We start from the raw sequence: 26,942 nt of genomic DNA, 5'->3' as shown, positions 1-26,942 counted from the left end.
ATCGCCGACGTTCACACGCGATCGCGGGGAACCTACGGCGCCCCGCGCGTCCATGCCGTGCTCAAGCGGGCAGGCGCCGGATGCGGCCGCCGACGAGTCGCGCGGCTGATGCGGGCTGCCGGACTGCAGGGCCGACACCGCAGACGACGGCACTTGACGACGATCCCCGATCCACGAGCTGCCCTGCGGCCCGATCTCGTCGTCCGGGACTTCCAGCCCGACCCCGCCGGCCTTGATGCCCGCTGGTGCGGCGACATCACCCACATCGCCACGGAGGAGGGCTGGCTCTATCTGGCCACCGTCATCGACATAGCCTCCCGTCGCGTGGTCGGCTGGGCGACGGCCGACCACCTGCGGACCGATCTGGTCGCCGATGCCCTCACGGCTGCCTGTCGGAAGCGCCGTCCCACCTGGCCGGTGATCTTTCACTCGGATCGTGGCTGTCAGTACACCAGCCAGCAATTCGCCGCACTGGCAGACCAGTTGGGGGTGCGTCTGTCGGTCGGCCGCACCGGACAGTGCTGGGACAACGCACTCGCCGAGTCGTTCTTCGCCACCATCAAGAGGGAGTTGCTCGACGCCGTCTCCTGGCCCAGCCGGGCCGCCGCCCGCACCGCGATCTTCGATTTCATCGAGGGCTGGTACAACTTGCACCGTCTGCACAGCAGCCTCGGCTATCGCAGTCCCGCCGAATACGAGACCGCACTCGCAGCCTGACCACCACACCGATGGTGTCCGCCAAAGCGGAACAAGCTCAAACGACGACTGCAGCCAGCTCAACAGATCCAACCTGGCTTCAGCTTCAAGCCGCCATCGCTCAGCACGGCCTCGGGGCCAGAGGCGTCGGGGCAATCACCGACGGCACGGTCCACCCCATGTGGGGACGGTGCGGGCAGTCGCCGTACGGCGACGCGGTTGGCGTCGGCGGCCGACGCCTTCTTCAGGGTCCCGGCGAGGTCTTCCTACCAGGAGTCCGGCAGCAGGAGGTCACGCAGGAGGATCGGCTCGTCGGACAGGCCCGGCTGGTCAACGCGGGCAAACAGCTCCGCCGCATAGGCGGTGCCATCGTCGACGTCGTCGTGCACACCGAGCAGTTCCGACCGGTGACTGCCGAGGTCGCCGAAGGCGCGCTGGACATCGAGGGCGCCTCCCGCAGTTTTCTCCAGGCCTTGTCCGCCGGTGCGGACATGAGCCGCAGTCACGTGAGGCCGTCGGCCGCGGTGCGGGCCGGGGCACCCGAGGTAGGCCCGGTCCAACCCCAGACGGCGCGGGCGTGGTGGGAGCGTATGCGCTGTTTGGGGGTGTGTTCAGGGGGAGTTGAGTACACGCATGACCTGTCCGCAACCGGGCGGTCCCGGCGAACGGGGGGAGCGGCACGGCGGACCAGTACGGCGGCGGTGTTGTCGGCGTTCGTGAGTCGACGTTCGCCCCGCCCGGCTTCATGGCATACCCCGCGTTCCCTTACATGCTCGCCACATCTATACTCCCGTTCGCGCTGTCAAGAGCAGCCGAAGTAGGTGTCTGGAACATGAGGGAACATGGCTCGATCTGACAACCGGAGTGACACGGAGCTGGGGTGCGCCGTCCTGCTCGGTCTCATCCTCGTCGGCGCGGTCTGCTGGCTGGTGTACCAGGCCGTCCTTTGGGTCGTCGCCGAGTGGCGTTGGGCCTGGTTCGCCGGGTGCGCCATGGTGGTGCCCTGTGCCGCGTACGCGATCGTCCGTGCCTGGGGTGAGGAGCGGCCCTTCGTTCCGTCCCGTCAACTCGAGGCCTGGGCCACGGCGGTGGCCACAGCACTCACCGCAGCCGCGCCGCTCGTTGTGCTGGTGAAGGGGTGGCCGACCGCGGTCGTCGCCGCGTTGACCGCCGCCGGCAGTGCGGCGGCGGTCACCTACGTGCCCTGGTGGGACGACTACAGGAAGACGACCACCACTGCCGTCCCGGACGGGGCGCCGTCGGCCGACAACGGAGTTTCTGAGGACAACGGCGACACACTGCCCGCCGCAGCAGCGTCCCCAACGAAGTGATGTCTTCCGGGCGACGCCTGTCCCCTTGACAGCCGCCCCGGCCCCGTTCGACGGAACCACGCCCCCCTCCGAACAGGGGAACGGCGAACGGCCGCAGCGCCGAACCCCAGTCACCAAACCCCAAACCGACCTCCGACTTTCGGACCGGGCCCACCCGACTGCCCCGTCCCAGCCGCACCTCTGGAGCCCGCGTGTTCCGCATGTCCTTCCCGCCGCCCGGCCGTCAGCGCCGCGTCGGCACCCTGCTCGCCGCCATATGCGTCAGCACGCTGGTAATCGCCCTCGGCGAGCCGTCCGGTGACGACACAGCCATGGCCACGTCGGCGTCAGCTCACCCGCCGTCCACCGCCCGGCCCTCCACCGCGCCGGAAGTCTCACCCTCTCCGTGGTCCACCGCGCCCGCCCGCAGGACACCGGCACAGCGGCTCAACATCCTCGGGCGGACCAAGAAATGGGATCTGTCGGGTTCATCGGCGTCAGAGTTCACCCAGGATGCGTGCGACATGGCGGACGAGACGGACAGCAGGCCCGACCTGGCGGGCGAGAGCGTGGCACAGGCCCTCGCGATGCGCGCGGCATCCGCGGACTCCGGCGAGGACGCGCTGCGTGCAGGCATACCGGTGCTCTGCCCAAAGTGGACCAAGGCCCTGAAAGCGAGCTTGTCCGGCCAGTACGACCGCTGGATCACGGACGACACCTACGACATCGGCACCGAACCGAGCCAGATACCTCCGGGCACCTACCAGACCGCTGGTGACATAACCGACTGCTACTGGGAACGCACCGCCGCCAATGGGGATGTGATCGACAACGGCCTGGCCACGGCGGCGCGCAGGATCACGGTGCACATCAGCGCCTCCGACAGCACGTTCACCTCGGACAACTGCGGTGTGTGGACGCCGGTCCACTGACCACCACCGGCATCCGGCGTCGGCTGGTTCTACTTCGAGGACCAGCCGACGGGCGCCTGACGCCGCATCCGTCGCACGGAGCGTGGGGGTCGCCTCCTGCCCTACCCCGGCCGGTGCAGGGCACGGCGCGCGGACTGGCAACAAGCACTGAGCAGCCCAGGGCCCGGACGGCACGCCGGGTACGGCGGTCGCAGCGGCGGCGGAGTTCCTCAGCCTAGTGCCGCATCAGGCAACGTTTGCCCCGGCGGGGAGCGGGTGTTGATCCCCGTGATACGTTCAGCGCCGCCGTGCACGACTGCGAGTCCAAGGAGGTGAGACCGATCAACGCTGTGACAGGTCGGGGCTCTCTCCTTTGCATGGTCTAGGGAGCGCCCGCACAAGGCATCCCGAAAGGCTTGAAACGCTGATGCGCTTCACCTCCCAGACGTCATCGGACAGCGTCACCGAGCAGTTCTTCATCCTCGACGAGACCCCCGGCGTGCTATGGACGCCGGAAGACGCCTCTGGTACTCGTCCCCTGATTCTGCTGGGCCACGGCGGCAGGCAGCACAAGACGACCCCCGTCAATGTGGCCCGCGCCCGACGCTACGCCGCCGAGGGTTTCGCGGTCGTCGCGATCGACGCGCCCAACCACGGCGACCGGCCCCAGGACGAGGAGTTCGGCCGGATCGCGGCCGACGTGCGGGCCGGCATGGCCGCCGGTGAGAACCCGGGCACGCTGGTCGCCGGCATGCACAGCTATCCGGCCCCTCAGGCCGTCGCGGATTGGCAGACGGTCCTGACCGCGGTCCAGCGCCTCGACCAGGTCGGCGTCGGCCCGGTGGGCTACTGCGGTATGTCGATGGGCTGCGGGCTCGGCATTCCGCTCATCGTCGCAGAACCCCGGATCCGAGCCGCGGTTCTGGGCCTGCTCGGCGTGCACGGTCTGGCCGAGGACGCCGCGCGGATCACTGCACCGGTGCAGTTCGTGGTCCAGTGGGACGACCAGATGGTTCCGCGGGACGAGAGCCTGGCGTTGTTCGACGCGCTGGCCTCATCTGAGAAGACGCTGCACGCCAAGGCCCTGTTCTCCCGAAGCTACGGCGAAGTGACAAGTAGCTCTCTGTAATCAGAGTGACGCTCGGTCGGGGAAAGCAGGGCGGGGTCCGGGGACTTCGCCGACCTGAAGGGCGGCGAAGTCGGCGTGGGCCTGGTCGATGGCTGGGTATGCCTCGCGCTTGGCGTGTTCGGCGAGCGCCCGGTAGATGCTGGCGACGGAGGGGTTGTGTCCCTTGCGCTTGCCGGTGGGGATGATCAGGTCGGGCTGGATCTGCTCGACGGACTCGCCGCCCGCACGGCGCCTCAGCACGGTGTGGAGCATGTCATCGGTGATGACCGGCGGCCGGCCACCGTGCTTGCCCTTGCGGGCCGCGGTGTCGAGCCCCTCCAGCGTCGACTCCCGGATGTTCTCCCGCTCGGTCTCCGGCCTCGGGGAACATCGGTACAGCGGTTGGCGCTGAGAACGATCATGGTCGGCTAGCACACCGGCTGGAGGCTCCGCTGGGGTTCGCGGAAAGAACGCCGGGCGGGTACCGGCGCTGGCTACGGTCCGCTCGTGCCGGTGGAGTTTCTGACTGATGAGCAGGCTGAGGCGTACGGGAAGTTCGCCGAGGAGCCGACCCGCCCTGAGCTGGAGAGGTTCTTCTTCCTGGACGACGTCGACCGCGATCTTGCGTTGCGGCGCTCCACGCATCACCAACTGGGCTTCGCGCTCCAGATGTGCACCGTGCGCTACATCGGCCGGTTCCTCCCGGACGGTCCACTCGACGCCCCGTGGTCGGTGGTCGAGCACTTGGCCGAGCAGCTCGGCATCGATGACCCGTCGGTGGTGAAGCGGTACACCGAGCGGCCGAAGACGGCCTACGAGCACGTGTGGGAGATCCGGGACGCCTACGAGTACCACGAGTACGAGGACTCGGAGTGGTCTCGGCGGTTCCGTACGTTCCTGCACGGGCGGGCGTGGACGCACGCCGAGGGGCCGAAGGCGTTGTTCGACAACGCGGTGGGGTGGCTGCGCCGCAACCGGGTGCTGCTACCGGGAGTGAGCGTGCTGGCCCGGCAGGTGGCGGAGGTGAGGGCGGTCGCGGATAAGCGGCTGCACGCCACCGTCGCGGGAGCCGCTCGCCGCGCGGATGCGGCGCTGCCCGGTGATCTGGTGGAGACGTTGAAGACGCCGGAGGGTTCCCGGTTCTCGGAGCTGGAGCGGGTGGACGAGATCGGTGCGTTCCAGCTCGGGCGGCTGAAGCTGTCGCAGATCCCGCCGAACCGGATTTCGGCGCTGGCCCGGTACGCGCTGGGGTCGAAGGCGGCGTTGCTGGAGCGGGCAGCGGAGCCGAAGCGCACGGCGATGCTCACCGCGGTGATGCGACATCTGGAGGCGAAGGCGATCGACGAGGCCCTGGACCTGTTCCAGGTCCTCATGGCCTCCCGGCTGCTGAACACGGCGAAGCGGAAGACGGAGAAGGAACGGCTGTCCACCCTGCCGCAGCTGGAGAAAGCGTCGCGCACGCTCGCGCGGGCGGCGAAGGTGCTGTTCGGGGAGCTGGAGCTGGTCGAGGTACACGGCACAGATGTGGACGTGGCCGCGCTGTGGGCGGCGCTGGAGGAGGTCGCCCCGCGCGCCGCCGTGATGACCGCGGCGGCCACGGTGGTCTCGCTGGTACCCGAGGACGAGGACGCGGCCGGGGTCGCGATGCGGGCCGCGCTGGTGACCCGGTACAACACGGTGAAGCCGTTCCTCGCCCTGCTGGGCGAGTCGAAGGCGCTGTCCGCGGACAGTGGCGGCAAGCGGGTCCTGGCCGGAGTCCGGGCGCTTCCGGCGCTGGCCCGGCGGAAGGTGAGCGTGAAGCCGCTGCTGCCGCGCGAAGTCGACGACAAGCTGGTGCCGCCAGCCTGGCGCAAGGCGGTCTGCGCCCACCCCGACCTGCCACAGGGTGCAGTGGACCGGGACGCGTACGTGGTCTGCGTGCTGGAGCAGTTACACCGGGCCCTGAACAACCGCGATGTGTTCGCCGCCCCTTCGCACCGCTGGTCCAACCCGCGGGCCCGCCTGCTGGAGGGCCCCGAGTGGGAGGCCGTGTGCGAGGACGTCCTGGCGGCCCTGAGCCTGGACATGCCCGTCGGGGAGCACCTGGCGGAGCTGGTGCCCGGCCTGGACGCGGGGTGGAAGCAGCTCCTCGAACGCCTCGAAGAGGCCGGACCGGCAGCGAAGGTCACCATCGAGGTGCAGGATAACGGGCGGGCGAAGCTGAACGTCGACAAGCTCGGCGCCCTGGGTGAGCCGAAGTCCCTGGCCTCGCTGCGCAAGCGGGTCGAGAAGATGCTCCCGAAGATCGACCTGCCGGACCTGCTGTTCGAGGTGCACTCCTGGACCGGCTTCCTCGACGCCTTCGTCCACCTCGGCGACGGCACCACCCGAATGAAGGGCCTGCCCACCTCCCTTGTCGCCCTGCTCGTGTCGGAGGCGTGCAACATCGGCCTGACCCCGGTGTTGAACCCGGCGCACGAGGCCCTCACCCGGGCCCGACTCGTCCACGTCGACCAGTACTACCTGCGCGTCGACACCATCGCCGCGGCAAACGCGAAGCTGATCGAGGCCCAAGCCCAGGTGCCCATCGTGCAGTTCTGGGGCAACGGACTACTCGCCTCGGTCGACGGACTGCGGTTCGTCGTCCCCGTGCGCACGATCAGCTCGGCGCCGTCACCGAAGTACTTCGGCTTCAAGCGCGGCATCACCTGGCTCAACGCCGTCAACGACCAGGTCGCGGGCATCGGGCAGATGGTGGTCCCGGGCACCCCGCGTGATTCCCTGCACATCCTGGACGCGCTGCTGAACCTGGACGGCGGGGTGAAGCCGGAGATGGTGGCGACCGACAACGCCTCCTACTCCGACATGGTGTTCGGCCTGTTCAAAATCCTGGCCTACAACTTCAGCCTGCGGTTCCGCGATCTGGACGACCAGCGGTTCTGGCGGGCCACGATGCCCGGAGTGGAGACCGGGACGTACGGAGTGCTGGAGGACCTGGACCGCAACCGCGTGAACCTGAACAAGGTGATCACGCACTGGCCGGACATGCTGAAGGTCGCCGGTTCCCTGGTCACCAACCAGGTCCGCGCCGACGACCTGCTGCGCATGTTCGGCCGCGAGGGACGCCCCGCCCCGCTGGGGCAGGCGTTCGCCGAGTACGGGCGCATCGCCAAGACCGAACACCTGCTCCGCGTGATCGACCCGGTCGACGACACCTACCGCCGCCAGATGAACCGGCAGCTCACCGTGCAGGAGTCCCGCCACAAGCTCGCCCGCGACGTCTGCCACGGCAAGCGCGGCACCATCCACCAGGCGTACCGCGACGGCATGGAGGACCAGCTCGGGGCGCTCGGCCTGGTCCTCAACGCCATCGTGCTCTGGACGACCCGCTACATCGACGCCGCCGTCGAACAGCTCCGCGCCGAAGGCCACGAGATCCGCGACGAGGACATTGCCCGCCTGTCCCCGCTCAAGCACCGCAACCTGAACCTGCTCGGCCGCTACAGCTTCACCGCCTCCACCCCGGCCGCCGGCGCCCTGCGCCCGCTGCGCGACCCGGATGCGCCGGAGCTGGAGGAGGACGAGGACGAGTCGGCGGCCGACTGAAGCGGGCCTGTCAGTCGACGGGCACCAGCGCGGCGTAGTACTGCTCGACGATCCGGGGCAGCACCACACAGGAGAGCAGGAACCAGTCGCTGTAGCGGCACAGGTCCCAGTCGCGGACCGGGAAGTGGAACTCGGAGGCCGTGAGGCTTTTCCACTCTCAGTTTGAGCTGGCCAGATGCAGGGTGAGGACGGCTCGGATGAGGCTGCTGATACGGGTGGTTGAACAGCGGAGCTTTCGCAGCAGCCGCCAGGTCTTGAGGGTGGCGACGGCCTGTTCGGCGAGAGCGCGGACCTTTGCGTGGGATCGGTTGACCGCCTGCTGGCCTGCGGACAACGTCTCCCACCTGCCCCAGTAAGGAGTTCGAACCGTGCCCCCGGCGCCGCGGTAGGCCTTGTCGGCCCAGCACGGGACGTCTGCTGCGGCAAGGGCGTCGACGATGCCGTGTTCACGAGCTGCGCGGACGTCATGGACGGCGCCGGCCATGGCCGGTGACGCCCACAGCAGACGGCCGAGTGAATCGGCGACGACTTGCACGTTCATACCGTGCTTCTTGTGTTTCCCAGAGTAGAAGGGCTGGTCGGCAGCTATGCGGTCGATCGGCAGCAGGGTTCCGTCCAGCAGGACGAATGCCTTCGTCGAGGCGGCCCCCATCGCTGCTTCGAGGGTGGGCGCGAGGTCGGCCAGGAGGTCGACGGCCTCGGTGATGTAGCGGTAGGCGGTGGTCGTCCCGACACCGAACCCGGCGGCGAGCTGGGCATAGGTCTGCCCGTTGCGTAGATGGGCGAGTGTGAGGAGAGCCTGGCGGCCGGCGCTCAGGCGTCGCCAACGGGTGCCGATCACGCGGCGGCGTTGCCGCAGTCGTTCTGCGAGGAAGCGGAGGGCAGAGCTGGACACGTCGACGCCCGACGGGTAGACAAGCACACGAAACCTTTGGTGGAGACGGATCTTCTTGGTCGAGACCCATCTACCAGGGGCTTCACCACGTTGTCAGCCCAACCGCCGAGCTGGCTTGACCGGTTGAAGAAGACTTACTGACTGACATGGGGGGACCGTGCCGTCCGAGACTGGTTCGCAGTCCGTCAGGGAAGCTGCCCGCCGCATCGTGGATCTCGTGCTCACCGAGGATGATGTCTACCACGACAGCCTCCCGGAGGAGGTCGAGGTCTCCATCGGCGTTCCATTGATCGAGGTGGCGAGGATGCTGGACGAGCCCGTCGCCGACAAGGAGTTCCGGGGCGGCGTCCGCCTCCTGCTGGAGGTGGGCGCGGTCGTGGCGCCCCGTATGCCGAGCAAACTGCGTGACCTGTTCGAGGAGCTGCGTCTCGCCATGCGTGGAGTGACCGTGCGCTGAACGGGGTCCGGGCCGGACAGAGCGTGGGCAGAACGGGGCCTGGGCAAGGCGATTCAACCGAGTTGAAAAGGGCTCCGTGAACTCCTCCAAGGAGTCCCCAAGCGGCCGGTCGGCGTCAACGCGGCCCTCGAACCGGCCCAGCGTGCGCATCAAATGCGCCTCGGTGTCGAACTCCGCCCAGCTGAAGTCCGAGAACAGCCACTCCTCGGCGTCCTCGGCCCGGAAGTGGTCGTCGGCTACCGCGAGGGCATGGAGGACCAGCTCGGCGTCCTCGGCCTGGGCACCGGGCCAAGGCGTGCGCGTGCTGGTCGAGCCTCAGACCCCCGCGGCCTCGCCGGCCGGCCGTGTCGCGCCGAACTCGGCGGCGGCGAGGACAGAGTCCAGTCGGGCTCGGGTGGCTGCGAGGTCCCGCATGTGATCGTCGAGGCGGTCCCGCTCCGCACGAAGCCGGGCGATCATCTCCGGGCCGGCGATACCGGTGTGCACACACGGCAGGAACTCCACGATCGTCCGGCTGCTCAGCCCGGCAGCGTAGAGGAGCTGGATCCACCGCACCCGCTCGACCGTGTCCGGGGTGTAGAGGCGCTGCCCGCCTGCGCTGCGGCTCGACGCGATGAGCTGCTGCTGCTCGTAGTAGCGCAGCGCACGCGTGCTCACTCCCGCGGCCGATGCCACCTCGCCGATACGCATCCCGTCGCTCCCTCTGCTCCACATGCCGCTGGGTCCCGGTTGCTGCCGGGCCGTCCCGGGGTTCGTCACCCGACTTGCCTTTGACGTTAACGTCAACTTTTACACTCCGGAAGCCGGGCATCAGCACCGGCGGAACCGACCATGACGGAGTAGGACCTCATGAGCACTGACGACACGACACCCGACGGCCTCATCCCCGCCGACATCCTCGCCTCGGACACGCCGGTCGCGGTATATGGATACGCCCGGGCCAAGGCGGGCGGGGAGGGCCGGATGCTGGGCGAGATCCAGGCGATCATCGGCCTCACCCGCAAGGAGGACGGATGCGAGCAGTACGTGGTGCACACCACGCCGGACCAGCCGGGCGCCTTCGCCTTCTACGAGCGCTGGTCCTCCGGCGCCCACCTGCTGGCGCACGTTTCGCAGCCGTTCATGCAGACGTACTTCGCCGCCATCGCGGGCCTGGTCGAGGGGGAACTGGAGGCCCACTGGCTGCACCCCCTCTCCTGACCCACGGCACACGGCTGGCCCCGCGCCACGCGGGGCCAGCGCATCCGGATCGCCGTATCCGCGATGGCGCGGCATGCGGGCAGAGGTATGGCTGCTGGCCGGTCCACGCCGCGGGCCGCCTGTCGGCAAAGGAACGAATGACGACAGGCACGGCAGGCGTCCAATGAACCCAGGCTTTCCGGGGCCCGACGGCGGCGCAGACCCAATCAGATCCGATGACGGCAGATGACAGGGTTTGCTGACAGCTAGGGTCGAATGAGAGCACCGACACGGGGAGCGGCATGGCCAACCTGGTCTACAAACGGGTCTCGACCGACCAGCAGTCGACCGACCGCCAGAACCTCGTCCTGGACGAGGCCGGGATCGAGGACCCGGTCGCCTTCGAGGAAGCCGCGGGCACCTCCAGCCGCCTCCACCCGCTCCAGCGCCCGAAGTTCGCCGAACTGCTCGTGTACGCGCGGCCGGGAGACACCGTCCACATCTCCGAGATGTTCCGCCTGGTGCGCGGCACCGGGCACATCCTCGACGTGCTCGACGTCCTCCACCGCGACCAGGTGGCGTTGCGCATCCACGACGGCGCGTTTCCGCGATGGACCTCACCGCCCGCCACCCGCGCACCGGAGAATTGCTGTCCACCGTGAAGTTCATGGTGCAGACCCTCGCCGCCGCCGGAGAACTCCAACGCGACCTCCAGCGAGAGCTGACCTACGACGGCCTGCGAGCCGCCGAGGCCAAGGGCAACAAGGGCGGACGCCGCCCCGCCGTCGCGGCCGACAGGACCGACACCGTGCGCACCGCGTACCTGGAGGGCCGATCCATCGCCGCCCTTGCCCGCGACCACGGCGTCAGTCGGGGCGCCGTCCGCACGGCCGTCGCCGACCTGCTGCCCGAGTGCACGGCCGCCGATCCGGACGCCTTGGCCGCGGAGTTGCCGGTCGTTCTCGACATGCCGGGCAAGGTCGCCGACTTCCTCCGCGCGTCCGACCTCGACGACGCCGAGCGCGCCACGCTCGATCAGGGCGTGACCGTACGGCGCGGCCAGGGCTACACCCTGCGCGTCACCGCCACGCCCGCGATCCACCGCCGACTCCTCGACCTCTGCCAACCCCTCAACGGCACCCCTGGAACCCCGGCGGTCCCGGCGCAGCGCAAGGCGCGCCGTGAGTACGAGACCCGCGTCAACGCCCTCGCGACCGTCACCCTGTAGCAAACTCCCCAGCCTCCAAGATCATCCCGTGGCGGGGTTCTGGCGTATCTGGGTCATGCCCCCAGCCGCCCAGCCAAACCCACAGGTCAGACAGCGAAATCCTGCTGGAGTACTAGGCGCGGGCCATGCGGCCCATGATCCGGACGATCAGGCGGCGCGGCAGGATCTTGCTGGCGAGCGCGATCGGGCGGCCGTTGGTGATCATCGACGGGGGCGCGGAGCGGCGGTCGAGCGTGTCGAGGGCCATCTTGACGACGTGCTCGGGGGTGACTCGCTTCGCGCCGTAGTCGGCCGTCTCGCTGCCCGCGGCGTCGTAGAACTCGGTCTTCGTGGCGCCGGGGCACACGGCGAGGACGCGCAGGCCGGTGCCACGGTTTTCCTCCCACAGCGATTCGGTGAAGCTGAGGACGAAGGCCTTGGTGGCGCCGTAGACGCTCAGGTACGGGGTCGGCTGGAAGCCCAGCAGGCTGGCGACGTTGATCAGGATGCCGGTGTAGGCGGAGTTCAGCGGGTCGATGTAGGCGCGGCTGAGGTCGACCAGCGCGCTGACGTTCAGCGCGATCATGCTCTGCAGGCGGTCCGGGTCCTCGTCGGTGAAGGCGTTGTGGCTGCCGAAGCCGGCGTTGTTGACCAGTCCGGTGGCGTAGATGCCACGGGATTCGAGTTCGGCGCGCAGCGTGCGGCCGGCGTCGGGCCGGCCGAGGTCGCGGGCGACGACGTGCACCGTGACGCCGTGGGCGCGGGTGAGTTCGTCGGCCAGGTCCTTGAGCCGGTCCGCGCGGCGGGCGACGAGTACGAGATCCGCGCCGCGCCGGGCCAGCTGGCGCGCGAATTCCGCGCCGAGCCCGGAGCTGGCCCCGGTGACGATGACGGTCTGGCGGCGATAGTCGATTTCGCTCATGCCTGCACTCTACGCATGCTCTTGCACTGAGTGCAAGTGATTGCATCTCGCGAAGGGATGTACCATCGGTGCATGGCTCAGAAACCGACGCCCATCCGGGAACAGACCCGCTCGGTGGTTCGCGCGCTCCTCACCAAAACCGCCGTCGAACTGTTCGCGGCCAAGGGGTACGACGACACGACACTCGAGGAGATCGCCGCCGCGGCGGGCGTCTCCAAACGGACCCTGTTCAACTACTTCCGCAACAAGGAGGACCTCGCCCTCAACGGCCTGTCCGAGCAGGGGGAACTGATAGCCGCGCGGCTCGCCGAGCGCCCGACCGACGAAGACCCGTGGACATCGCTGCGTGCGGCGTTCCAGGTGCTCGAGGAGATGGACCTCACCGCCGAGCGCCGGCTCGAAATGACCACGCTGCTGTTCGGCAACGAATCCCTGCGCGCCGGCCACGCCGAGAAGCAGGCCCGCTGGCAGGACCTGTTCGCACCGCTGATCGAGCCGCGACTGCCCGACTCCGGCCACCGCGCCCTGCAGGCGCGCGCGATCGCGGCCGCGGCGATCACCTGCCTCCAGGCGGCGACAGAGGAGTGGATGCGCCTGGGCGGACAGGCCGACATCTCTGACCTCTACGACGCGGCCGTACAGGCCATCCGCCGCCCCGTCTCACCACCAGAGAAGACAACGACATGAGCAAGCGCCTGCCCCCCGCCGACCTGCACAACATGGCCGCCGCGCTGCGCGCCGAACGCGCCGAGATGCTGGACTTCACCAGCAGTCTCACCGACGACGAATGGACCGCGCCCAGCGCCGCGGCCGGATGGCGCATCGCCGACGTCGTCGCCCACATCGGCGCGACAGCACGGAACTTCTACACACCCCCCTCTCGGGAGGCGCTGCGGGCCACCAGCCTCGAACGACTCAACGAAAGCCCTGTCGACCGGCGCCGCGGCTGGAGCCGGACACAGGTCATGGCCGAGTACACCCGCGCCACCCGCCGAGCGACCACGCTCCTCGACCTCGTCCGACGCACCCCCGCCACCCGGCTGCGTATACCGCTCGTCGAACTCGGACGCTACCCCCTGGGCCTGTTGATCGGCGGCGCACTCGTCTTCGACCACCACACCCACCTGCGCCACGACATGGCCCCAGCACTCGGCCGACCCGCGCCGTCCACCGACGCCGACCGGATGCGAGCCGTCCTGACCTGGATGATCGCCGTACTGAGCAATCAGGTCGCGCAGGCGCCGGTCGCCGGGCTCGACGCCCGCGTCGCACTGACCCTCACCGGCCCCGGGGGCGGAACCTGGTGGTTCGATGAGGCGGGCGGCCTGGCTCCCTCCGACGGAGCGGTCGCCGCGCACGTCACCGCCCCCGCGCTGACCTTCCCCGACTGGGGCACGCAGCGGTCGTCCTGGCGCGACAGCGACGTGACACTCACCGGCGACACCGACCTCGCCGCGCGCTTCCTCGACACCGTCAACGTCATCTGATCGGGGCACCGGAAGCCGGCCTCCCAGGCAGCCCCGGACCGCTTGTCCTCTCCCTCTGGTGGCGGCGAGCTCCGGCCGGGGCGTCACGGCTTCGAGCGCCTCGACGGCTTGTGATCGCCGGCCCACACCTCGCGCCGCCTTCTCAGGTGAGCAAAGTGAGTCTCCCTACGGCAAGGCGCTATCGCTCGATTCAGCGATGACGCCACACCCGCCAAGGCCCCACCGCCGTGCGCCCGATGTGCTATCCGACCATGATCGTTCTCGCTGAGACTGGCTGTTCCGTTACGAGAACCGGGTCAGCGCACTCACACCCTGGCCATGATCGTTCTCAGCGCCAGCCGCTGTACCGATGTTCCCCGAGGCCGTTCGTCGGCCGTGGTGGGAGGCTGACGGGGCGTCGGTCCCGGAACGGGGGGGGTGCCGGTAAGAACGCTGTCACCAGCCGCAGGGCGCTCCGCTGCTTATGGCCGCACGCGGCGGGCGCCGGGCGATCCGGCGTGATCTCCGGAGCGAGCCGGGCCGTCAGTCCGCGGTGATGCTGTCCAGGACGTCAAGACGGGCGGCCCGGCGAGCCGGCCATTGGGCGGCGGCCAGGCCGACGAGAACGGCGGCCAGCAGCATCAGCAACAGCTTGGGGTAGGGCAAGACCGTGCGGAGCTCTGGCAGGGTCACGGTCATGGTGGTGCCGGCCGCCCAGGCCAGGAAGACGCCGAAGGCCATGCCGATCGCCGCGCCGAAGACGGAGATCAACACCGATTCCAGCCGTACCATCCGCTTGACGCCGCCGCGGTCCAGGCCGATCGCCCGGAGCAGGCCGAGTTCGCGCCTGCGCTCGAACACGGCCATTGCCAGCGTATTGACCACTCCCAGGGCCGCGACCAGCAACGACATCCCGAGCAGTGCGTAGAGCAGGTTGAGGGCGAAGGTGATGGTGCGGTCGAACCCGTTCCTCAGGTCCTGCTTGTTCTCGACCTCGACCACAGGACTTTTGCCGGTGGCGTCCTTGAGAGCCTGTTTGAAGGCAGGGGTCGCCCCGTTCGCGCCCTTGACCAGGATCTGCTGCGCCGGCGCGTACGGCTGGTGTGCGGTGACCACGCCGCCCGGCAGGAGCACGGGGGCGAGCATCCGGCTGGGTGCGAACACCCCGCCGACGGTGAGACGGGTGCCGGTCCCGTGCGGGGCGGCCACGGTCACGGTGGAGCCGACGGCCAGTCCGTGCCGGTTCGCGAAGTCGGAGTCCACCAGGATCTGACCTCGTTTCAGTGCCGTGGCCGCCCCCTGACTCATGCTCGGCCGGACCAGCTGATCGGCACTGTCGGCATCGAGGCCCTTCGCCTCGGTCCGCACGCCGGCTATCCGCCACTCCACGTCGGTGACCGGGCTGGCGGCGACCACCCCGGGGGCCTTGGCGACCGATGTCGCGATGCTCGGGTCCAGGGTGCCGGTGAGCGTGGTGACGGCGTAGTCCGCCGTCATCTCTTGCGTCACGGCACGGTCGACCGCATCCGAGACAGAGGCGCCGATCACGGTCATCGCGGTGACCAGGGTGAGTCCGATGGTCAGGGCGGCGGCCGTACTCGCGGTGCGGCGCGGGTTACGGATCGCGTTGAGTGCGGCGAGTGAGCCGGGGGTGCCGCAAAGGCGGGCGAGCGGCGGGCGCGCCAGGGCGATCACCGGGCGGGACAGCAGCGGCAGCAGTTGCACGATGCCGAGGACCGCGAGGAGCGCCCCCGCCATGAGCGGCAAGCGCGCCGTGGCGCCCCTCTCGGTGCTGCCCAGCAGGACTAGGCCGATGCCGCCGGCGGTGGTCAGGGCGCCGAGGAGGTTGCGGAGAAACACGCTTCGGTGGGTGGCGGGTTGCTCGCCGCTGCTCAGCGCGGCGACCGGGGGGATCCGGCAGGCGCGGAGGGCGGGCAGCGCGGCGGACAGGACGGTGGCCAGGGTGCCGACGAGCAGGGTGATCAGCACGGTTGTCGGGGTGATGACCACGTTGGCTCTGGGGAGGTCCGCGTCCAGGGACTTCACTCCCGCCGCGAGCGCGGCGCCGATGCCGATGCCGAGGAGCAGTCCGGCGGCGGAGCCGCTGAGACCGACAAGGAGCGCCTCGATCAGCACGGAGCGGGTGACCTGGCCGCGGCCGGCGCCGATGGCGCGGAGCAGTGCCAGCTGCCGGGTGCGCTGGGCCACCAGCATGGTGAAGGTGTTGGCGATGAGGAAGATGCCGATGAACAGCGAGATCCCGGCAGCGGTGGTCAGCATGGTGGCCAGGCTCCTGCCGCTCTGGGCCAGCCTCTCGGCCTGCTGCGCGGCCAGCTGCGCGCCGGTCTCGGCTCGGAATTGGTTGCCGCCGGGGACCAGCGGGGTGACGGCGTGCAGCAGTGCGGTCTCGGAGGTGCCGGGGGCGGCGGTGACGTCGATGCTGCTGTACTGGTCCGGCGCCAGCGACAGCACCCGCCGGGCGCCCTGGGTGTCCAGCAGGGCCAGCGGGTTGCCGGACCGGACCGCAGGCGCGTCGGAGGAGAAGACGCCGGTCAGGGTGACGCTGATGGCAGGGCCGTTGGCGGCGATGCGGACGGTGTCACCGAGCCGGTAGCCCGCTTTCTCGACGGTGCCCCGGTCCAGGGCGACCTCGGTCGCGGTGTGCGGTCCTCGGCCCTGGAGCATCGGGTAGCGCGCATCGTTCCCCGCGGCATCCGGCACGAAGTTGGCGCCCGTGCTTCTCATGATGTCGCCGATCATGTTGCCGTTCTTGTCCGCGATGGCAGCGGTGCCGCTCACCACCGCGCGGGTCCCGGCGACTCCCGGCAGCGCGGCAATCCGACGGACGGTCGCCTCCGTGAGCCGGGCGGAGCTCTTGGTGCTGTTCTGCCTGGCGCTGGAGGGCAGTCCGGCGGTGTCGTCGGCAACCTGGACCGAGATGCCGGTGAAGTCCTTGCTGCGGCTGTTGTTCGCGGCTTGGTGGATGCTGTCGGAGAAGATCATGGTGCCGGTCATGAAGCCGGTGCCGAGCAGCACGGCCAGGGTGGTCATCAGGAGCCGGCCGCGGTGGGCCAGGACATTGCGCAGTGCGGTACGGAACATGGGTGACAGCCCCCGTCAGCCGACGCGGTCGAGCCGGCGCATGCGGTCCAGCACACTGTCGGCGGTGGGCGATCGCAGTTCGTCGACGATGCGGCCGTCGGCGAGGAAGACCACCCGGTCCGCGTGGGAGGCGGCCACCGGGTCGTGGGTGACCATGACGACGCTCTGGCCGAAGTCGCGCACGCAGGATCCGAGGAGCGCCAGGACCTCCGCGCCGGCGTGCGAGTCGAGGTTCCCGGTGGGCTCGTCGGCGAAGATGATCTCGGGCTTTCCTGCCAGGGCGCGGGCGCAGGCCACGCGTTGCTGCTGTCCACCGGACAGTTGGCCGGGGCGGTGCTTCAGCCGGTCGGCCAGGCCCACCGCGTCGACGACCCGTGCCAGCCAGTCCCTGTCGGGCCTGCGCCCGGCGATGTCACCGGGCAGCGTGATGTTCTCCATGGCGGTGAGCGTGGGCATCAGATTGAAGGCCTGGAAGATGAACCCGATCCTGTCCCGGCGCAGCCGGGTCAGCTGTTTGTCCTTCAGGCCGACCAGCTCCACATCGCCGATCGTCGCGGAGCCGGAGGTCACGCTGTCGAGCCCGGCCATGCAGTGCATCAGCGTGGACTTGCCGGATCCCGAGGGACCCATGATCGCGGCGAACTCGCCGCGCGGAAACACCACGCTGACGTCGTCCAGCGCCAGGACCCGGGTCTCCCCCTCCCCGTAGACCTTGTGCAGCCCACGGGCTCGGGCAGCCGCCGCGTACGTGGTCGTCGTCATCGTGTCCATCACCATGGGAGTCCTCTCGGTGGAGCTCGGAACGCCGTCCACGCTCGCCCAAGCCGGGTCCTGGGGGCGTCCGGCCCTCAGCGGACCCGTCGGGTGGTCCGTCATGCCACAGGCGTACGCCTGTTAGGCGACGCGGAGAGCCGGGCGCACGCCTACGCTCGGCCCGTGGAAGAGATCAAGCCCCGGCCGCCCCTGCTCGGACGCATCCCGCCAGGCGCCTGGCCGGTCCTCACCTGGTGCGCGGCCCCGCTGTTCGCACTGGTGCTGTGGCTGCTGGAGCAACAGGGCGGGCCCGAGGCCGCCCCCTTCCTGCGGGGCCCCTGGGCCGGCCTGGCGCTGGCCGTCGGCCTGGCGTTGCCGCTCGTAGCGGCCCGACGCCGACCACTGCCGGTCCTGGGCCTGGTCCTCACCGAATCCCTGGCGGCTGCGGCGCTCGCTCCCTGGGCGTGGGCTCTGCTGCTCCCGACGGCGGACGTGCTGCTGCTCTACATCGCCGCCACCGCCGGCCGCAGCCGTCGCACCACTGCCATGGCGGCCGTCGCGGTCCTCACGGCGCAGATCAGCGGCTGGCGGATCACGAACGGAGGCTGGGCGCACGGTGTGACCGAGGCCGCGGTGCCGATCGTCTCGGTCGCCCTTGTCTCCTGGACGCTGGGCAGCTCGATCCGCCAGCGGCGCGAGTACGCCGAGCGGCTGCGTGAACAAGCCGCCGCCCAGGCTGTGCAGGCGGAGCGCCTGCGAATCGCCCGGGAGCTGCACGACACGGTCGCCCACAGCATCGGAGTGGTCGCCATCCAGGCCGGAGCAGCCAAGCGGGTCATCAAGACCCAGCCCGAGGGAGCCCGCAGAGCACTCGACGCGATCGAGCTGACCAGCCGGGAGACCCTCGTGGGGCTCCGCCAAATGCTCGGCACGCTGCATGGGACCGAACCCGAACCGGTGACGGGTATGGCAGGCGTGGACCGGCTGACGCAGGGCACCGCCACGGCCGGACTCCACGTAAAGGTGCGCTGGCAGGGAACGAAACGTCCGCTGCCACCCGACACGGACCAATCGGCATTCCGCATCATCCAGGAGTCATTGACCAACGTGGTCCGCCACGCGAACGCCCGCCACTGCCAGGTGAACGTCGACTACCGCACCGCCGAGCTGGCCATCGAGGTCGTCGACGACGGCACCGGCGCGCCGCCCGATGCCGCGACCGACGGCACCGGCTACGGAATCACTGGAATGCGCGACCGAGCAGATCTGCTGGGCGGCGAGTTCAGCGCCGGGCCGCGCCCCGAGGGCGGCTTCCGGGTGACAGCCAGGCTGCCGGGATGACCGTACGCATCGTCCTCGCCGACGACCAGCCCCTCGTACGAGCCGGCCTTCGCATGGTCATCGCCGACGCCCCCGATCTGGAGATCGTGGGCGAGGCCGGAACCGGCACGGAGGCAGTCCGGCTGGTCAGGGAACTCCGGCCCGACGTCGTCGTGATGGACATCCGGATGCCCGGCATGGACGGCATCGAAGCCACCCGGATGATCACCGCCAACGCCCCAGCACCGCGCGTGCTCATGCTCACCACCTTCGACGACGACAACAACGTCTACGCCGCGCTCCGGGCCGGGGCCAGCGGATTCCTGGTCAAGGACATGGCGCTGGACGACATCCTCGCCGCGACCCGCGTCGTGGCCGCCGGTGACGCCCTCATCGCACCGAGCGTCACCCGACGCCTGATCGAGGAGTTCGCGAACCGTCCCGCGGCCGCTGCCCCTCCGCAGCGACTCGATGGCATCACCGAGCGGGAACGCGAGGTGCTGACACTCGTCGGAAGCGGCCTGTCCAACAGCGAGATCGCCGCTGAACTGTTCATCGGCCACGCCACCGCCAAGACCCATGTGGCGCGGCTGCTGACCAAACTCGACGCCCGCGACCGTGTCCAGCTCGTGATCATCGCTTACAGAGCGGGCCTGGTGTCGTCCTCACCATGACCCGGCAGCAAGCAGGTCACCCCAGGCCTGCGATCTCGCCCATCGCCGCTTACGACACGAGGACGCCTGCGGGCCTGGCTGTTCTCGATCGCCCCGGCCACCGGGGACCTCATCCAACGCACTGATGACCGCCCGAAGCGTTCCCACTTTGCTGTGGCGTGCAGGAATCGACCGATTGATGAGCAAGATCGGTAAGGGGCGCCGCGCGGCCGGATCTGCGCCGGATCATGCACATAAAACGGTGTCAGAAAGTCGATGTGCTCAAGAACTTGGGCAGCACCCTTTTCTGTACGATCTGGCGGGTGCAGCCACCTCAGGACGACGACACCGTCGACCTCCTCGCCCCCGTTCCAGCCGCACGGACCGGCGACCTCGTGGGATACGCACGCGTGTCCACCAAGGGGCAACTACTCGATCGGCAGATCCACGCACTCACCGAAGCCGGGTGCATCCGAATCTTCGCCGACAAGAAGTCCGGCAAGAACGTCGAACGCGAGGAACTGTGGAAGGCCCTCGACTACCTGCGCGAGGGTGACACTCTCGTCGTTCCGTCGCTGGACAGGCTCGGCCGTTCTATTCAGGACCTCATCGCGATCGTGTCCGGCCTGCGTAAGCGTGGCGTCGGCTTCACCTCGTTGCACGAGGCGCTCGACACGACCACGCCCGGCGGACGCCTGGTGTTCCACGTGTTCGCGGCCCTGGCGGAGTTCATCCGCGAACTCATCGTGCAGGGCACCAACGAGGGCCTGGACGCCGCTCGTGCCCGCGGTGCCCGACTCGGCCGCCCGCCGGCGATGACGGAGGAGCAGGTACGTCACGCCCGCGACCTGCTCGCCCGTCCGGAGAACACCGTCACCTCGATCGCAAAGCTCCTCGGCGTCTCCAGGAACACGATCTACAACTACGTGCCCGAGCTGAAGGGTGGTCGCCTCGCACTCGCTGAGGCGACGAGCACGCCGGAACTGCCCCAACCCACCAGGTCCGAGGGCTGATCACCGCCGTTTGCGGCTGGTGACAGCGTTCTTACCGGCACCCCAACTCCCGCCGGGCCGGGGTGCTGTGCTGGCTCGGTTGGTGCCGGGATCGTGGCTACGGCGGTCCGATGGTCCCGTACTGGGCGAAGCGGCTGGCGGTGCCGGACTCCGAGACCCCGGCCCGCTCGAAGATGGCGATCGACCGGCTGATCGCCCGGCGCGAGGTCCACCTGCGAGAGAAGACGCTGTGGCGGATGCTCTACGAGACCGCAGGGCGGGCGGAGGAAATCCTGGGCGTGAACATTGAGGAGCTGGACCTCTCCGGGCGCCGTTGCCTGGTCAAGGCCAAGGGCGCCCGTACCAAGGCCCGCCGCCGCGGCCAGGCGCGCGAGGACTTCGTGCTGGAGACCGTCTACTGGGACGCCGGCACCGCCCGGCTGCTGCCGCGACTACTCAAGGGGCGAACGCACGGGCCGGTGTTCGCCACCCACCGCCGCCCGGGACCGTGCAAGGTCGTCAGCTCTCGCGACGTGTGCCCGGACACCGGGCTGGCCCGGCTCTCTTACGGGCAGGCCCGCGCGCTGCTGGACGAGCACACCGCCCTGCGCGGCCTGGGAACGGGCTGGGACCTGCACGAGTACCGCCACTCTGCCCTGACCCACCTCGGCGAGCGGGGCGCCTCGCTGCTGATGCTGATGGCGAAGTCCCGGCACAAGAAGCCGGAGAACGTTCGCCGCTACTTCAAGCCCTCCCCGGAGGCGATCGCCGAACTCACCAGTCTGCTCGCCCCCGGAGACGTCCGCCGCTGAACCGTCGCCGCCCGGCAGGGTGGGTCGCGGGGGCGGGCCGTTCGTGTCCAGGACGCGTGGCTGCCCGTTGGCCGCTCGGGGGCGATGAGCGAGGAGGCTGCTGGCGGGGGAAGGGCTTCAGCCTTCGCGGCTGGGGAGCATGGCCAGGGCCTGGGAGCGCTGTGCGACGAGGTCGTCGTAGGTGCCGTCGCGCTCGGCCCAGCGGTGCATGAGGACGCCCTTCACGAGGATTTCGTGAGGGGTGGGGTTCTCCGAGAGCAGGTGCATGACCTCGGTGGCGAAGTCGTCGAGCGGCAGCGCGTGCGGGTTCACCTTTTCCTGGCCTGCTGTGGCGACGGCCGGGGGGACGAGCTCGACGACGCCGACACCGGTGCCGTCGAGCTGCGCGCGCAGTGCCTCGGAGTAGGCGTGCACTGCGGCTTTCGAGGCGGCGTAGCTGGGCATGGGCGGGAACGGCAGGAAGGCGATTCCGGAGGTGACGGTGATGAAGGTGCCGGTGCCCCGCTGGACCAGGTGGGGGGTGAAGGCGTCGATGACTCGGATGGTGCCGAGCAGGTTGGTGTCGATCGTCGTCTCTGCCACCTCGAAGTGCGCGGGGTCGCGCAGGTCCTCCAGGAGCATGACCCCCGACATGGTCACCACGGTGTCCAGCGCGGGGTACCGGGCGAGCACGGCATCACGAAATGACGCGACGGAGGCACTGTCCGTGACGTCGATACCGAACGTGCCGAAGCCTTCCCCGGCAAGTTTCGAGAGTGCCTCTGGGCTGCGGCCGCCAACGGCCACGGTGCTGCCCGCTGAGGCGAACCGGCGGGCCAGCTCTCGCCCGATACCCGAGGTTCCACCGACGATGAGAACGGTGCGGTTGGAGAGATCCACGAGATCTACCCTTCAGTCCAGGGCGCCGACGGCGTTCAGGCCCGGCGCAGACAGTGATGTTCTCTGTTTCCTTCAAAACGGTGCCACCGCAGTCTTGACGGCATTCGCTGGATGTGGCAGGCCCCCGTTTTCCCTGGTCCTGTCAGGGCCCCCTCTGAGAAGCTGTATCTCAACCGAACGTGATCCGTTGATTTCTACTGGTCAGGCATGGTTTTGCTCGGGGTGAGGGAGGCATGCGGACGTCTTGTATCTGCTTCATGACCGAGGGGTGCGCGGTGGCGTCGGTGCTGGGAATGCTGGAGGAGCGGGAGGCGGCTGCCCGGGTGCGGGTGGAGGGCCTGCGGGAGGAAGCCGCGCGGTTGGCTGAGGTGTTGGAGGCCGCGGAGATCGAGCTGGATCGGCGGGTGATCGCGCAGGAGGAACTGGTCGAGGCCCTGGCCTTGTCCGCCTCCGAGACGACTGCCGTGACCGAGGCGGAGCAGGAAACGGTGCCCTCACCGGTGCCGGGGTCGGTGGTGCCGCCCTGGCGGGACGGGCTGCCGGTGACCGTGCTCGCGCCCGACTACCAGCGGATTCTGGGCGTGTTGGAGGAGCGGCGGTCCGCGGGCAATGGACCGGTGAAGGCCAGGGAGATCGCGGTGGAGCTGGGCCTTGGGACGACGTCGGCGAAGGTCGAGGGGGTGCGTTCCAGGGCCAGGCGCCTGGCCCTGGAACGCGGGTGGCTCCTCCTGGAGGCATCGGGGATGTTCAGTGCCCGCCGGCGGCCCGTGGCCGTGCCAGACGCCGGCTCATCCACGTGACCGTCTACCACCGGATCACCGCCTCGCTGCTGGCCGACAACGTCTCGTAGTCCCGGGCCACACGGCGGGAGTTCATCAACCATGCGAACGTGCGCTCTGCCACCCGGCGTCTGGGGAGCACCACGAACCCTGTCATGTCGTCGGTGCACTTGACGATCTCCAAGGTCAGGGCGAGTTTGCCCACGGCAGACCGGTGCCGGGCTTGCCGGGCCTGCGAGCTACAGGAACTCGCTCCGGTAGGTCGACGCCAACTCGGCGGCCCGGTGACGGCGTTCGGCGAGTTCGTTGTCCGACAGCTGCGGGGGCGGTGCGTCTTTGCCGACGACGACGTCACCGATGCGTGTGAAGTACTCGTCCTGGCCGGCGGGGGTGCACATGCACAGCATGCGGGCCGGCGCACCCGATGCGTTGCGGAAGTTGTGCGGCGCGTTGGCCGGGATGTTGATCGTGGACCCGGCCCGTACGGTGTGTTTTTCGCCGCGGAAGGTGAACTCGATCTCGCCCTCGAGGATCGTGAACATCTCCTCGAAGTCGTGCCGGTGCGGCGGCGGGCCGCCGCCGTCGGGGATGCGCATGTCGATCAGGCAGTATCGGCCGTCGGTCTGCTCGCCGGTGATCAGCATGCCGTAGGTGTTGCCCACCAGTGAGATGTACGTCGTGCCGGGGTCGTCAGGGTTCGCCACGGTCAGCGAGCGCGACGGATCGTCGTCGGGGATCATCGGGGTCGTCTCCTTCACAGCTCAGTCAGGTGGGCGCGTCAGGCGCCGGGCGTGACGACGACCTTGCCGCTGGGCAGTACGCCCGCGGCAGCGTCGGCGTGCAGGGCCGGCAGCTCGGCCAGCGGCACCCGCCGGGCGACCTCGACGCGCAGCTCGCCGCTGTCGATCAGCTCCACCAGATGCGACAGCTGCTCCGCGTCGCTGCGGACGAACAGGTCGATGCCGCGTACGCCGCGCTCCTCGTCGCTGGGTGCGGGCATCCACACGGTGGTGTTCACCAGGACACCGCCGGGGCGGATCAGACCGAGGAGCGCGGCCAGTTGTGCCGGTTCGACCGGCGCGAGGTTGAGTACGACGTCGACCGGCTGGCTCACCGCCGCGACGACGTCGGCGGTCGTGTGGTCGATGACCTCGTCCGCACCCGCGTCCGTGACGCGTCGGCTGCTGTGCGGACCGGCCGTGGCGATCACGTGGGCGCCGGCCTGCTTGGCCAACTGCACGGCGTAGCCGCCGACCGCTCCGCCCGCACCGTTGATCAGCACGCGCTGCCCGGCGGTCAGCTTGGCGTGCTCGAACAGCGCCTGCCATGCGGTCAGGCCCACCAGCGGCAGCGCGGCCGCGTCGGACAGCGCGACGCTCTTGGGCGCGGGCGTCAGGGACTCAGCCGGTGCCAGAACGTACTCCGCGGCGGCGCCGGGTCCCGCCATCGGCAGGAAGCCGATGACCTGCTCCCCGGCCTGGATGCCGGTCACGCTCTCGCCGAGCGCGTCGACCGTGCCGGCGACGTCGATGCCGGGGGTGTGCGGCAGCGTCACAGGGATCGGCCCCTGCATGAAACCGGCGCGAATGTTGGCGTCGACCGGGTTGAACGACGTCGCCGCGACACGGACCCGCACCTGCCCGGCGCCTGGATCCGGCTGTTCCACATCCTCGTAGCGCAGGACGTCGGGGTCGCCGTACTGGTGGAAGCGCACTGCCTTCATAGTTCTTCTCACTTTCGCCCGCGAGGTCGCGGTCGCCCCTGCGCCGCGCGCGAGGTCAAGATGCAAAACACGGTGGCTGCGACGCCGGGCACGGTCGGCAGGCGGTAGATCGTCGTGGAGGTTGAATCGCCACCAAGCGTAGGAACAGGCGTACGTCGAACGGGTGTACCTTCGCGACACGGAATGGGATTCCGGCGACATCCTCAAGGGGGCGGAGAGCACATGACGAGCAGGCCGCGTTTACCTGGCCCGGCCACCAAGGTGGGCACGTTCAACGTCGACGCCGACTCCACCGGCACCGGTCGGGGCACGTGGGAGCCGTTCATCGACACCTGGAACGACCGTATGGGGGACCTGTACCCGCTGCCGGAATTCAGCGCTTCCACGGTCGACGGCTTCCAGGGCACGATGCGCTCGGTGACGCTGGAAGACACCGCCGTCAACGAGCTCTGGGCATCCTCACCCGTGAGCACCCGGGCAGTCGGGACGTACGAGCACGATGAGATCAGGTTGTACGTCGGGCTGCGCGGCGTGGTGGCCCTGCAGGACCCGCACGATCAGGGCGGTGACGCGTACGTCTCGGCCGGCACCTACTTCATGCACCACGTCGTGACGGAGAACCACTTCCACACCACGCCCGTGATCGGCACCCGCATCTTCATCTTTCCCGGCGACGCCCTGCGGCCCCTGGTCGCCGGGAAACCGCGCACCGGTCAGGCCACGTCGCCCGCAGCGCAGATCCTCATGGCGCACACCAGCATGGTGCAGCGGACCGTGAGCGGCCTCGGCCCGGCGGGGGCGCACGCGTCCCGCAACGCCCTGCTCGAACTCGCCAAAGGGCTGATCCTCGACCACTTCGACGACCGCGAGACCGCCTTCACCCCGGCGCTGGCGCAGGCGGCCAAGGACCTGGCAGATGCCCGGCTCACCGACCCCGAGTTGTCGACGGCCGCGATAGCCGCCCAACTGCACGTCTCCGTCCGGACCCTGCAGCGGTCCTTCGCGAGTGTGGACGAGTCGTTCAGCGCCTACATCCGCCGCCGACGCCTGGAGGAAGCGGCCGAGGCACTCACCGCATCCGGGTCACGGCTCACCGTCTCCGAGGCGGCCGCGCGTTGGCACTTCACCGACAGCAGCCACTTCATCCGCGCTTTCAAGAAGCAATACCACGCGACACCAGCACAATTCGCACGCCGCCTGACGTAACGCCTCACCCGGCCGCCGCGCGGAGCAGCGTCGGGAAGGCCGCGAAGCTATCCACCACGTGCTCCGGTGTGACCACGCGGCTACCCATCGGTGCCGGCCGGCGGCCCGTCGCCGTGCCAGACGCCGGCTCATCCGCGTGATCATCGACCACCGGATCATCGCCTCGCTGGTAGCGGGCAGAGTTTCGTAGTCCCTCGTCAGACGGCGGGAGTTCATCAGCCACGCGAACGTTCGCTCTGCCACCCACCGCCTCGGCAGCACCACGAAACCTTCCATGTCGTCGGTGCGCTTGACGATCTCCAAGGTCAGGGCGAGTCTGTCCCGGCACCAGTCGACGAGGGAGCCGGTGTAGCCGCCGTCGGCCCAGACGAGGGTGATGTCGCGGTGCAGGCGGCGCAGCCGCCTCAGCAGGCCCACAGCGGCGTCCCGGTCACCGATGTTCGCGGCGGTGACCGCGACGACCAGGAGCAGGCCCAGCGTGTCGGTCACGATGTGCCGTTTGCGGCCCGGCGCCTTCTTCCCGCCGTCGTAGCCGCGTGAGGCGGCCGGCACCGTCGCGGCGGCCCGCACCGACTGCGCGTCGATGATCCCCGCCGTGGGCTCGGCCTCGCGGCCCTCGCGTCCACGGACCTTCCCGCGCAGACGGTCGTGGAACTCGGTGATCAGCCCGTGCTCGCGCCAGCGGCGGAAGAAGGCGTAGACCCGGACCCAGTCGGGGAAGTCCGCGGGCATCGCCCGCCACGAGATCCCGCCCGCGACCAGATATCGGATCGCGTCCAGCAGTTGGCGGTGGCAGTAGCCCTCGGGGCGTCCACCCCGCCCATTCAGCCAGGCAGGCACCGGCAGCAACGGCCGCACGGCCGCCCACTCCGCGTCCGTCATGTCCGACGGATACCGGCGCACCCGGTCAGGATGGTCGGCCGCGTTGCCGTACGCATGCGCTGACTGCACCCGCCGAGTGCCTTTGCGGGAGGAGTACTGCCGTCT

The 26,942-nt window shown here is 69.5% G+C and carries 27 protein-coding genes and 2 pseudogenes; 17 read left to right on the top strand and 12 right to left on the bottom strand.

Annotation, left to right across the window (positions count from 1 at the left end; genetic code table 11):
• Nucleotides 1-717: an IS3 family transposase gene (locus ACH45E_RS07830; protein ID WP_399040205.1), complete on the top strand. Its 717-nt coding sequence runs from the start codon at nt 1-3 to the stop codon at nt 715-717.
• A gap of 245 nt (nt 718-962) precedes the next feature.
• Here the strand turns inward: ACH45E_RS07830 and ACH45E_RS07825 are convergent, their stop codons facing one another.
• Nucleotides 963-1,202 carry a hypothetical protein gene (locus ACH45E_RS07825; RefSeq protein ID WP_361458290.1) on the bottom strand — a complete coding sequence of 80 codons (240 nt, stop codon included), beginning with the start codon at nt 1,200-1,202 and terminating at the stop codon, nt 963-965.
• Nucleotides 1,203-1,538: 336 nt separating this feature from the next.
• On the opposite strand from ACH45E_RS07825, the gene ACH45E_RS07820 reads away from it, so the two are divergent.
• The 3 genes from ACH45E_RS07820 (at nt 1,539) to ACH45E_RS07810 (ending at nt 4,046) form a co-directional block, all read left to right on the top strand.
• Complete coding sequence (locus ACH45E_RS07820) at nt 1,539-2,027, top strand: hypothetical protein (protein WP_361458287.1); 489 nt, start codon at nt 1,539-1,541, stop codon at nt 2,025-2,027.
• 191 nt (nt 2,028-2,218) lie between these two features.
• A complete protein-coding gene (locus tag ACH45E_RS07815) occupies nt 2,219-2,938 on the top strand; it encodes a hypothetical protein (RefSeq protein ID WP_361458284.1) in 720 nt (239 codons plus the stop codon).
• A gap of 406 nt (nt 2,939-3,344) precedes the next feature.
• Nucleotides 3,345-4,046, top strand: a complete 702-nt coding sequence (locus ACH45E_RS07810) for a dienelactone hydrolase family protein (protein WP_361458281.1) — start codon at nt 3,345-3,347, stop codon at nt 4,044-4,046.
• Here the strand turns inward: ACH45E_RS07810 and ACH45E_RS07805 are convergent, their stop codons facing one another.
• Nucleotides 4,047-4,460 (bottom strand): hypothetical protein, encoded by a 414-nt coding sequence (locus ACH45E_RS07805; RefSeq protein ID WP_399040200.1) that lies wholly within the window; start codon nt 4,458-4,460, stop codon nt 4,047-4,049.
• 72 nt (nt 4,461-4,532) lie between these two features.
• Between ACH45E_RS07805 and ACH45E_RS07800 the strand changes: the two genes are divergently transcribed.
• Nucleotides 4,533-7,610, top strand: a complete 3,078-nt coding sequence (locus tag ACH45E_RS07800; RefSeq protein WP_361457663.1) for a Tn3 family transposase — start codon at nt 4,533-4,535, stop codon at nt 7,608-7,610.
• A 157-nt stretch (nt 7,611-7,767) separates the two neighbouring features.
• Here ACH45E_RS07800 and ACH45E_RS07795 read toward each other — a convergent pair whose 3' ends face one another.
• The gene (locus tag ACH45E_RS07795) at nt 7,768-8,532 is read right to left on the bottom strand and encodes an IS5 family transposase (RefSeq protein WP_361457660.1); all 765 of its coding nucleotides are present in this window, start codon (nt 8,530-8,532) and stop codon (nt 7,768-7,770) included.
• Between the two features lie 190 nt (nt 8,533-8,722).
• On the opposite strand from ACH45E_RS07795, the gene ACH45E_RS07790 reads away from it, so the two are divergent.
• On the top strand, nt 8,723-8,962 hold the full coding sequence (locus ACH45E_RS07790) for a hypothetical protein (protein WP_399040198.1): 240 nt from the start codon (nt 8,723-8,725) through the stop codon (nt 8,960-8,962).
• Between the two features lie 315 nt (nt 8,963-9,277).
• Here the strand turns inward: ACH45E_RS07790 and ACH45E_RS07785 are convergent, their stop codons facing one another.
• Nucleotides 9,278-9,652: a MerR family transcriptional regulator gene (locus tag ACH45E_RS07785; protein ID WP_306935172.1), complete on the bottom strand. Its 375-nt coding sequence runs from the start codon at nt 9,650-9,652 to the stop codon at nt 9,278-9,280.
• A 159-nt stretch (nt 9,653-9,811) separates the two neighbouring features.
• Between ACH45E_RS07785 and ACH45E_RS07780 the strand changes: the two genes are divergently transcribed.
• From ACH45E_RS07780 to ACH45E_RS07770, 3 genes are all read left to right on the top strand, one after another.
• Entirely contained in the window at nt 9,812-10,162 is a 351-nt protein-coding gene (locus tag ACH45E_RS07780; RefSeq protein WP_361457654.1) for a putative quinol monooxygenase, read from the top strand.
• Nucleotides 10,163-10,443: 281 nt separating this feature from the next.
• Nucleotides 10,444-10,803, top strand: a complete 360-nt coding sequence (locus ACH45E_RS07775) for a recombinase family protein (RefSeq protein ID WP_361457651.1) — start codon at nt 10,444-10,446, stop codon at nt 10,801-10,803.
• A complete protein-coding gene (locus ACH45E_RS07770; protein ID WP_361457648.1) occupies nt 10,752-11,369 on the top strand; it encodes a hypothetical protein in 618 nt (205 codons plus the stop codon). The genes ACH45E_RS07775 and ACH45E_RS07770 overlap by 52 nt, the downstream gene beginning before the upstream one ends.
• A 112-nt stretch (nt 11,370-11,481) precedes the next feature.
• Here ACH45E_RS07770 and ACH45E_RS07765 read toward each other — a convergent pair whose 3' ends face one another.
• Entirely contained in the window at nt 11,482-12,270 is a 789-nt protein-coding gene (locus ACH45E_RS07765; protein ID WP_361457645.1) for an SDR family oxidoreductase, read from the bottom strand.
• 72 nt (nt 12,271-12,342) lie between these two features.
• On the opposite strand from ACH45E_RS07765, the gene ACH45E_RS07760 reads away from it, so the two are divergent.
• Both ACH45E_RS07760 and ACH45E_RS07755 read left to right on the top strand, forming a co-directional pair.
• Nucleotides 12,343-12,957: a helix-turn-helix domain-containing protein gene (locus tag ACH45E_RS07760; protein ID WP_361457642.1), complete on the top strand. Its 615-nt coding sequence runs from the start codon at nt 12,343-12,345 to the stop codon at nt 12,955-12,957.
• The gene (locus ACH45E_RS07755; protein ID WP_361457639.1) at nt 12,954-13,757 is read left to right on the top strand and encodes a maleylpyruvate isomerase family mycothiol-dependent enzyme; all 804 of its coding nucleotides are present in this window, start codon (nt 12,954-12,956) and stop codon (nt 13,755-13,757) included. The genes ACH45E_RS07760 and ACH45E_RS07755 overlap by 4 nt, the downstream gene beginning before the upstream one ends.
• Before the next feature lie 522 nt (nt 13,758-14,279).
• On the opposite strand, the gene ACH45E_RS07750 is transcribed toward ACH45E_RS07755, so the two are convergent.
• Nucleotides 14,280-16,838 (bottom strand): FtsX-like permease family protein, encoded by a 2,559-nt coding sequence (locus tag ACH45E_RS07750; protein WP_361457636.1) that lies wholly within the window; start codon nt 16,836-16,838, stop codon nt 14,280-14,282.
• 15 nt (nt 16,839-16,853) lie between these two features.
• On the bottom strand, nt 16,854-17,609 hold the full coding sequence (locus ACH45E_RS07745) for an ABC transporter ATP-binding protein (protein WP_361457669.1): 756 nt from the start codon (nt 17,607-17,609) through the stop codon (nt 16,854-16,856).
• A gap of 165 nt (nt 17,610-17,774) precedes the next feature.
• Here ACH45E_RS07745 and ACH45E_RS07740 point away from each other — a divergent pair, with 165 nt between their 5' ends.
• From ACH45E_RS07740 to ACH45E_RS07725, 4 genes and pseudogenes are all read left to right on the top strand, one after another.
• Nucleotides 17,775-18,932, top strand: coding sequence for a sensor histidine kinase (locus ACH45E_RS07740; protein WP_361457633.1), 1,158 nt, complete (start codon nt 17,775-17,777; stop codon nt 18,930-18,932).
• Entirely contained in the window at nt 18,929-19,585 is a 657-nt protein-coding gene (locus tag ACH45E_RS07735) for a response regulator transcription factor (RefSeq protein ID WP_361457630.1), read from the top strand. Before ACH45E_RS07740 ends, ACH45E_RS07735 begins: the two co-directional genes overlap by 4 nt.
• 302 nt (nt 19,586-19,887) lie before the next feature.
• Nucleotides 19,888-20,577, top strand: a complete 690-nt coding sequence (locus ACH45E_RS07730; protein ID WP_399040192.1) for a recombinase family protein — start codon at nt 19,888-19,890, stop codon at nt 20,575-20,577.
• A gap of 44 nt (nt 20,578-20,621) precedes the next feature.
• Nucleotides 20,622-21,368 (top strand): annotated as a pseudogene (locus ACH45E_RS07725) (tyrosine-type recombinase/integrase); the annotation flags it as partial.
• A gap of 117 nt (nt 21,369-21,485) precedes the next feature.
• Here the strand turns inward: ACH45E_RS07725 and ACH45E_RS07720 are convergent.
• Nucleotides 21,486-22,247 (bottom strand): SDR family NAD(P)-dependent oxidoreductase, encoded by a 762-nt coding sequence (locus ACH45E_RS07720; protein WP_361457627.1) that lies wholly within the window; start codon nt 22,245-22,247, stop codon nt 21,486-21,488.
• Nucleotides 22,248-22,504: 257 nt separating this feature from the next.
• Between ACH45E_RS07720 and ACH45E_RS07715 the strand changes: the two genes are divergently transcribed.
• Nucleotides 22,505-23,047, top strand: coding sequence for a hypothetical protein (locus ACH45E_RS07715; RefSeq protein ID WP_361457624.1), 543 nt, complete (start codon nt 22,505-22,507; stop codon nt 23,045-23,047).
• Between the two features lie 4 nt (nt 23,048-23,051).
• Here ACH45E_RS07715 and ACH45E_RS07710 read toward each other — a convergent pair whose 3' ends face one another.
• The 3 genes from ACH45E_RS07710 to ACH45E_RS07700 are packed head-to-tail and all read right to left on the bottom strand — an operon-like array spanning nt 23,052 to nt 24,749.
• Nucleotides 23,052-23,231 (bottom strand): hypothetical protein, encoded by a 180-nt coding sequence (locus ACH45E_RS07710; RefSeq protein ID WP_399040190.1) that lies wholly within the window; start codon nt 23,229-23,231, stop codon nt 23,052-23,054.
• Between the two features lie 34 nt (nt 23,232-23,265).
• On the bottom strand, nt 23,266-23,766 hold the full coding sequence (locus ACH45E_RS07705) for a cupin domain-containing protein (protein WP_020131489.1): 501 nt from the start codon (nt 23,764-23,766) through the stop codon (nt 23,266-23,268).
• Between the two features lie 38 nt (nt 23,767-23,804).
• The gene (locus ACH45E_RS07700) at nt 23,805-24,749 is read right to left on the bottom strand and encodes an NADP-dependent oxidoreductase (RefSeq protein ID WP_361457621.1); all 945 of its coding nucleotides are present in this window, start codon (nt 24,747-24,749) and stop codon (nt 23,805-23,807) included.
• A 183-nt stretch (nt 24,750-24,932) separates the two neighbouring features.
• On the opposite strand from ACH45E_RS07700, the pseudogene ACH45E_RS07695 reads away from it, so the two are divergent.
• Nucleotides 24,933-25,886: pseudogene (locus ACH45E_RS07695) on the top strand (helix-turn-helix domain-containing protein); the annotation flags it as partial.
• Here the strand turns inward: ACH45E_RS07695 and ACH45E_RS07690 are convergent.
• Nucleotides 25,833-26,906, bottom strand: a complete 1,074-nt coding sequence (locus ACH45E_RS07690) for an IS5 family transposase (RefSeq protein WP_399040188.1) — start codon at nt 26,904-26,906, stop codon at nt 25,833-25,835. The pseudogene ACH45E_RS07695 and the gene ACH45E_RS07690 sit on opposite strands and share 54 nt — an antisense overlap.
• Nucleotides 26,907-26,942: the final 36 nt, after the last annotated feature.

The sequence above is a fragment of the Streptomyces sp. NPDC020299 genome (assembly GCF_044387825.1).
Classification (GTDB): domain Bacteria; phylum Actinomycetota; class Actinomycetes; order Streptomycetales; family Streptomycetaceae; genus Streptomyces.
The sequence above is the reverse complement of the archived record's forward strand: the minus strand, read 5'-3'. Positions and strand labels throughout refer to the sequence as shown.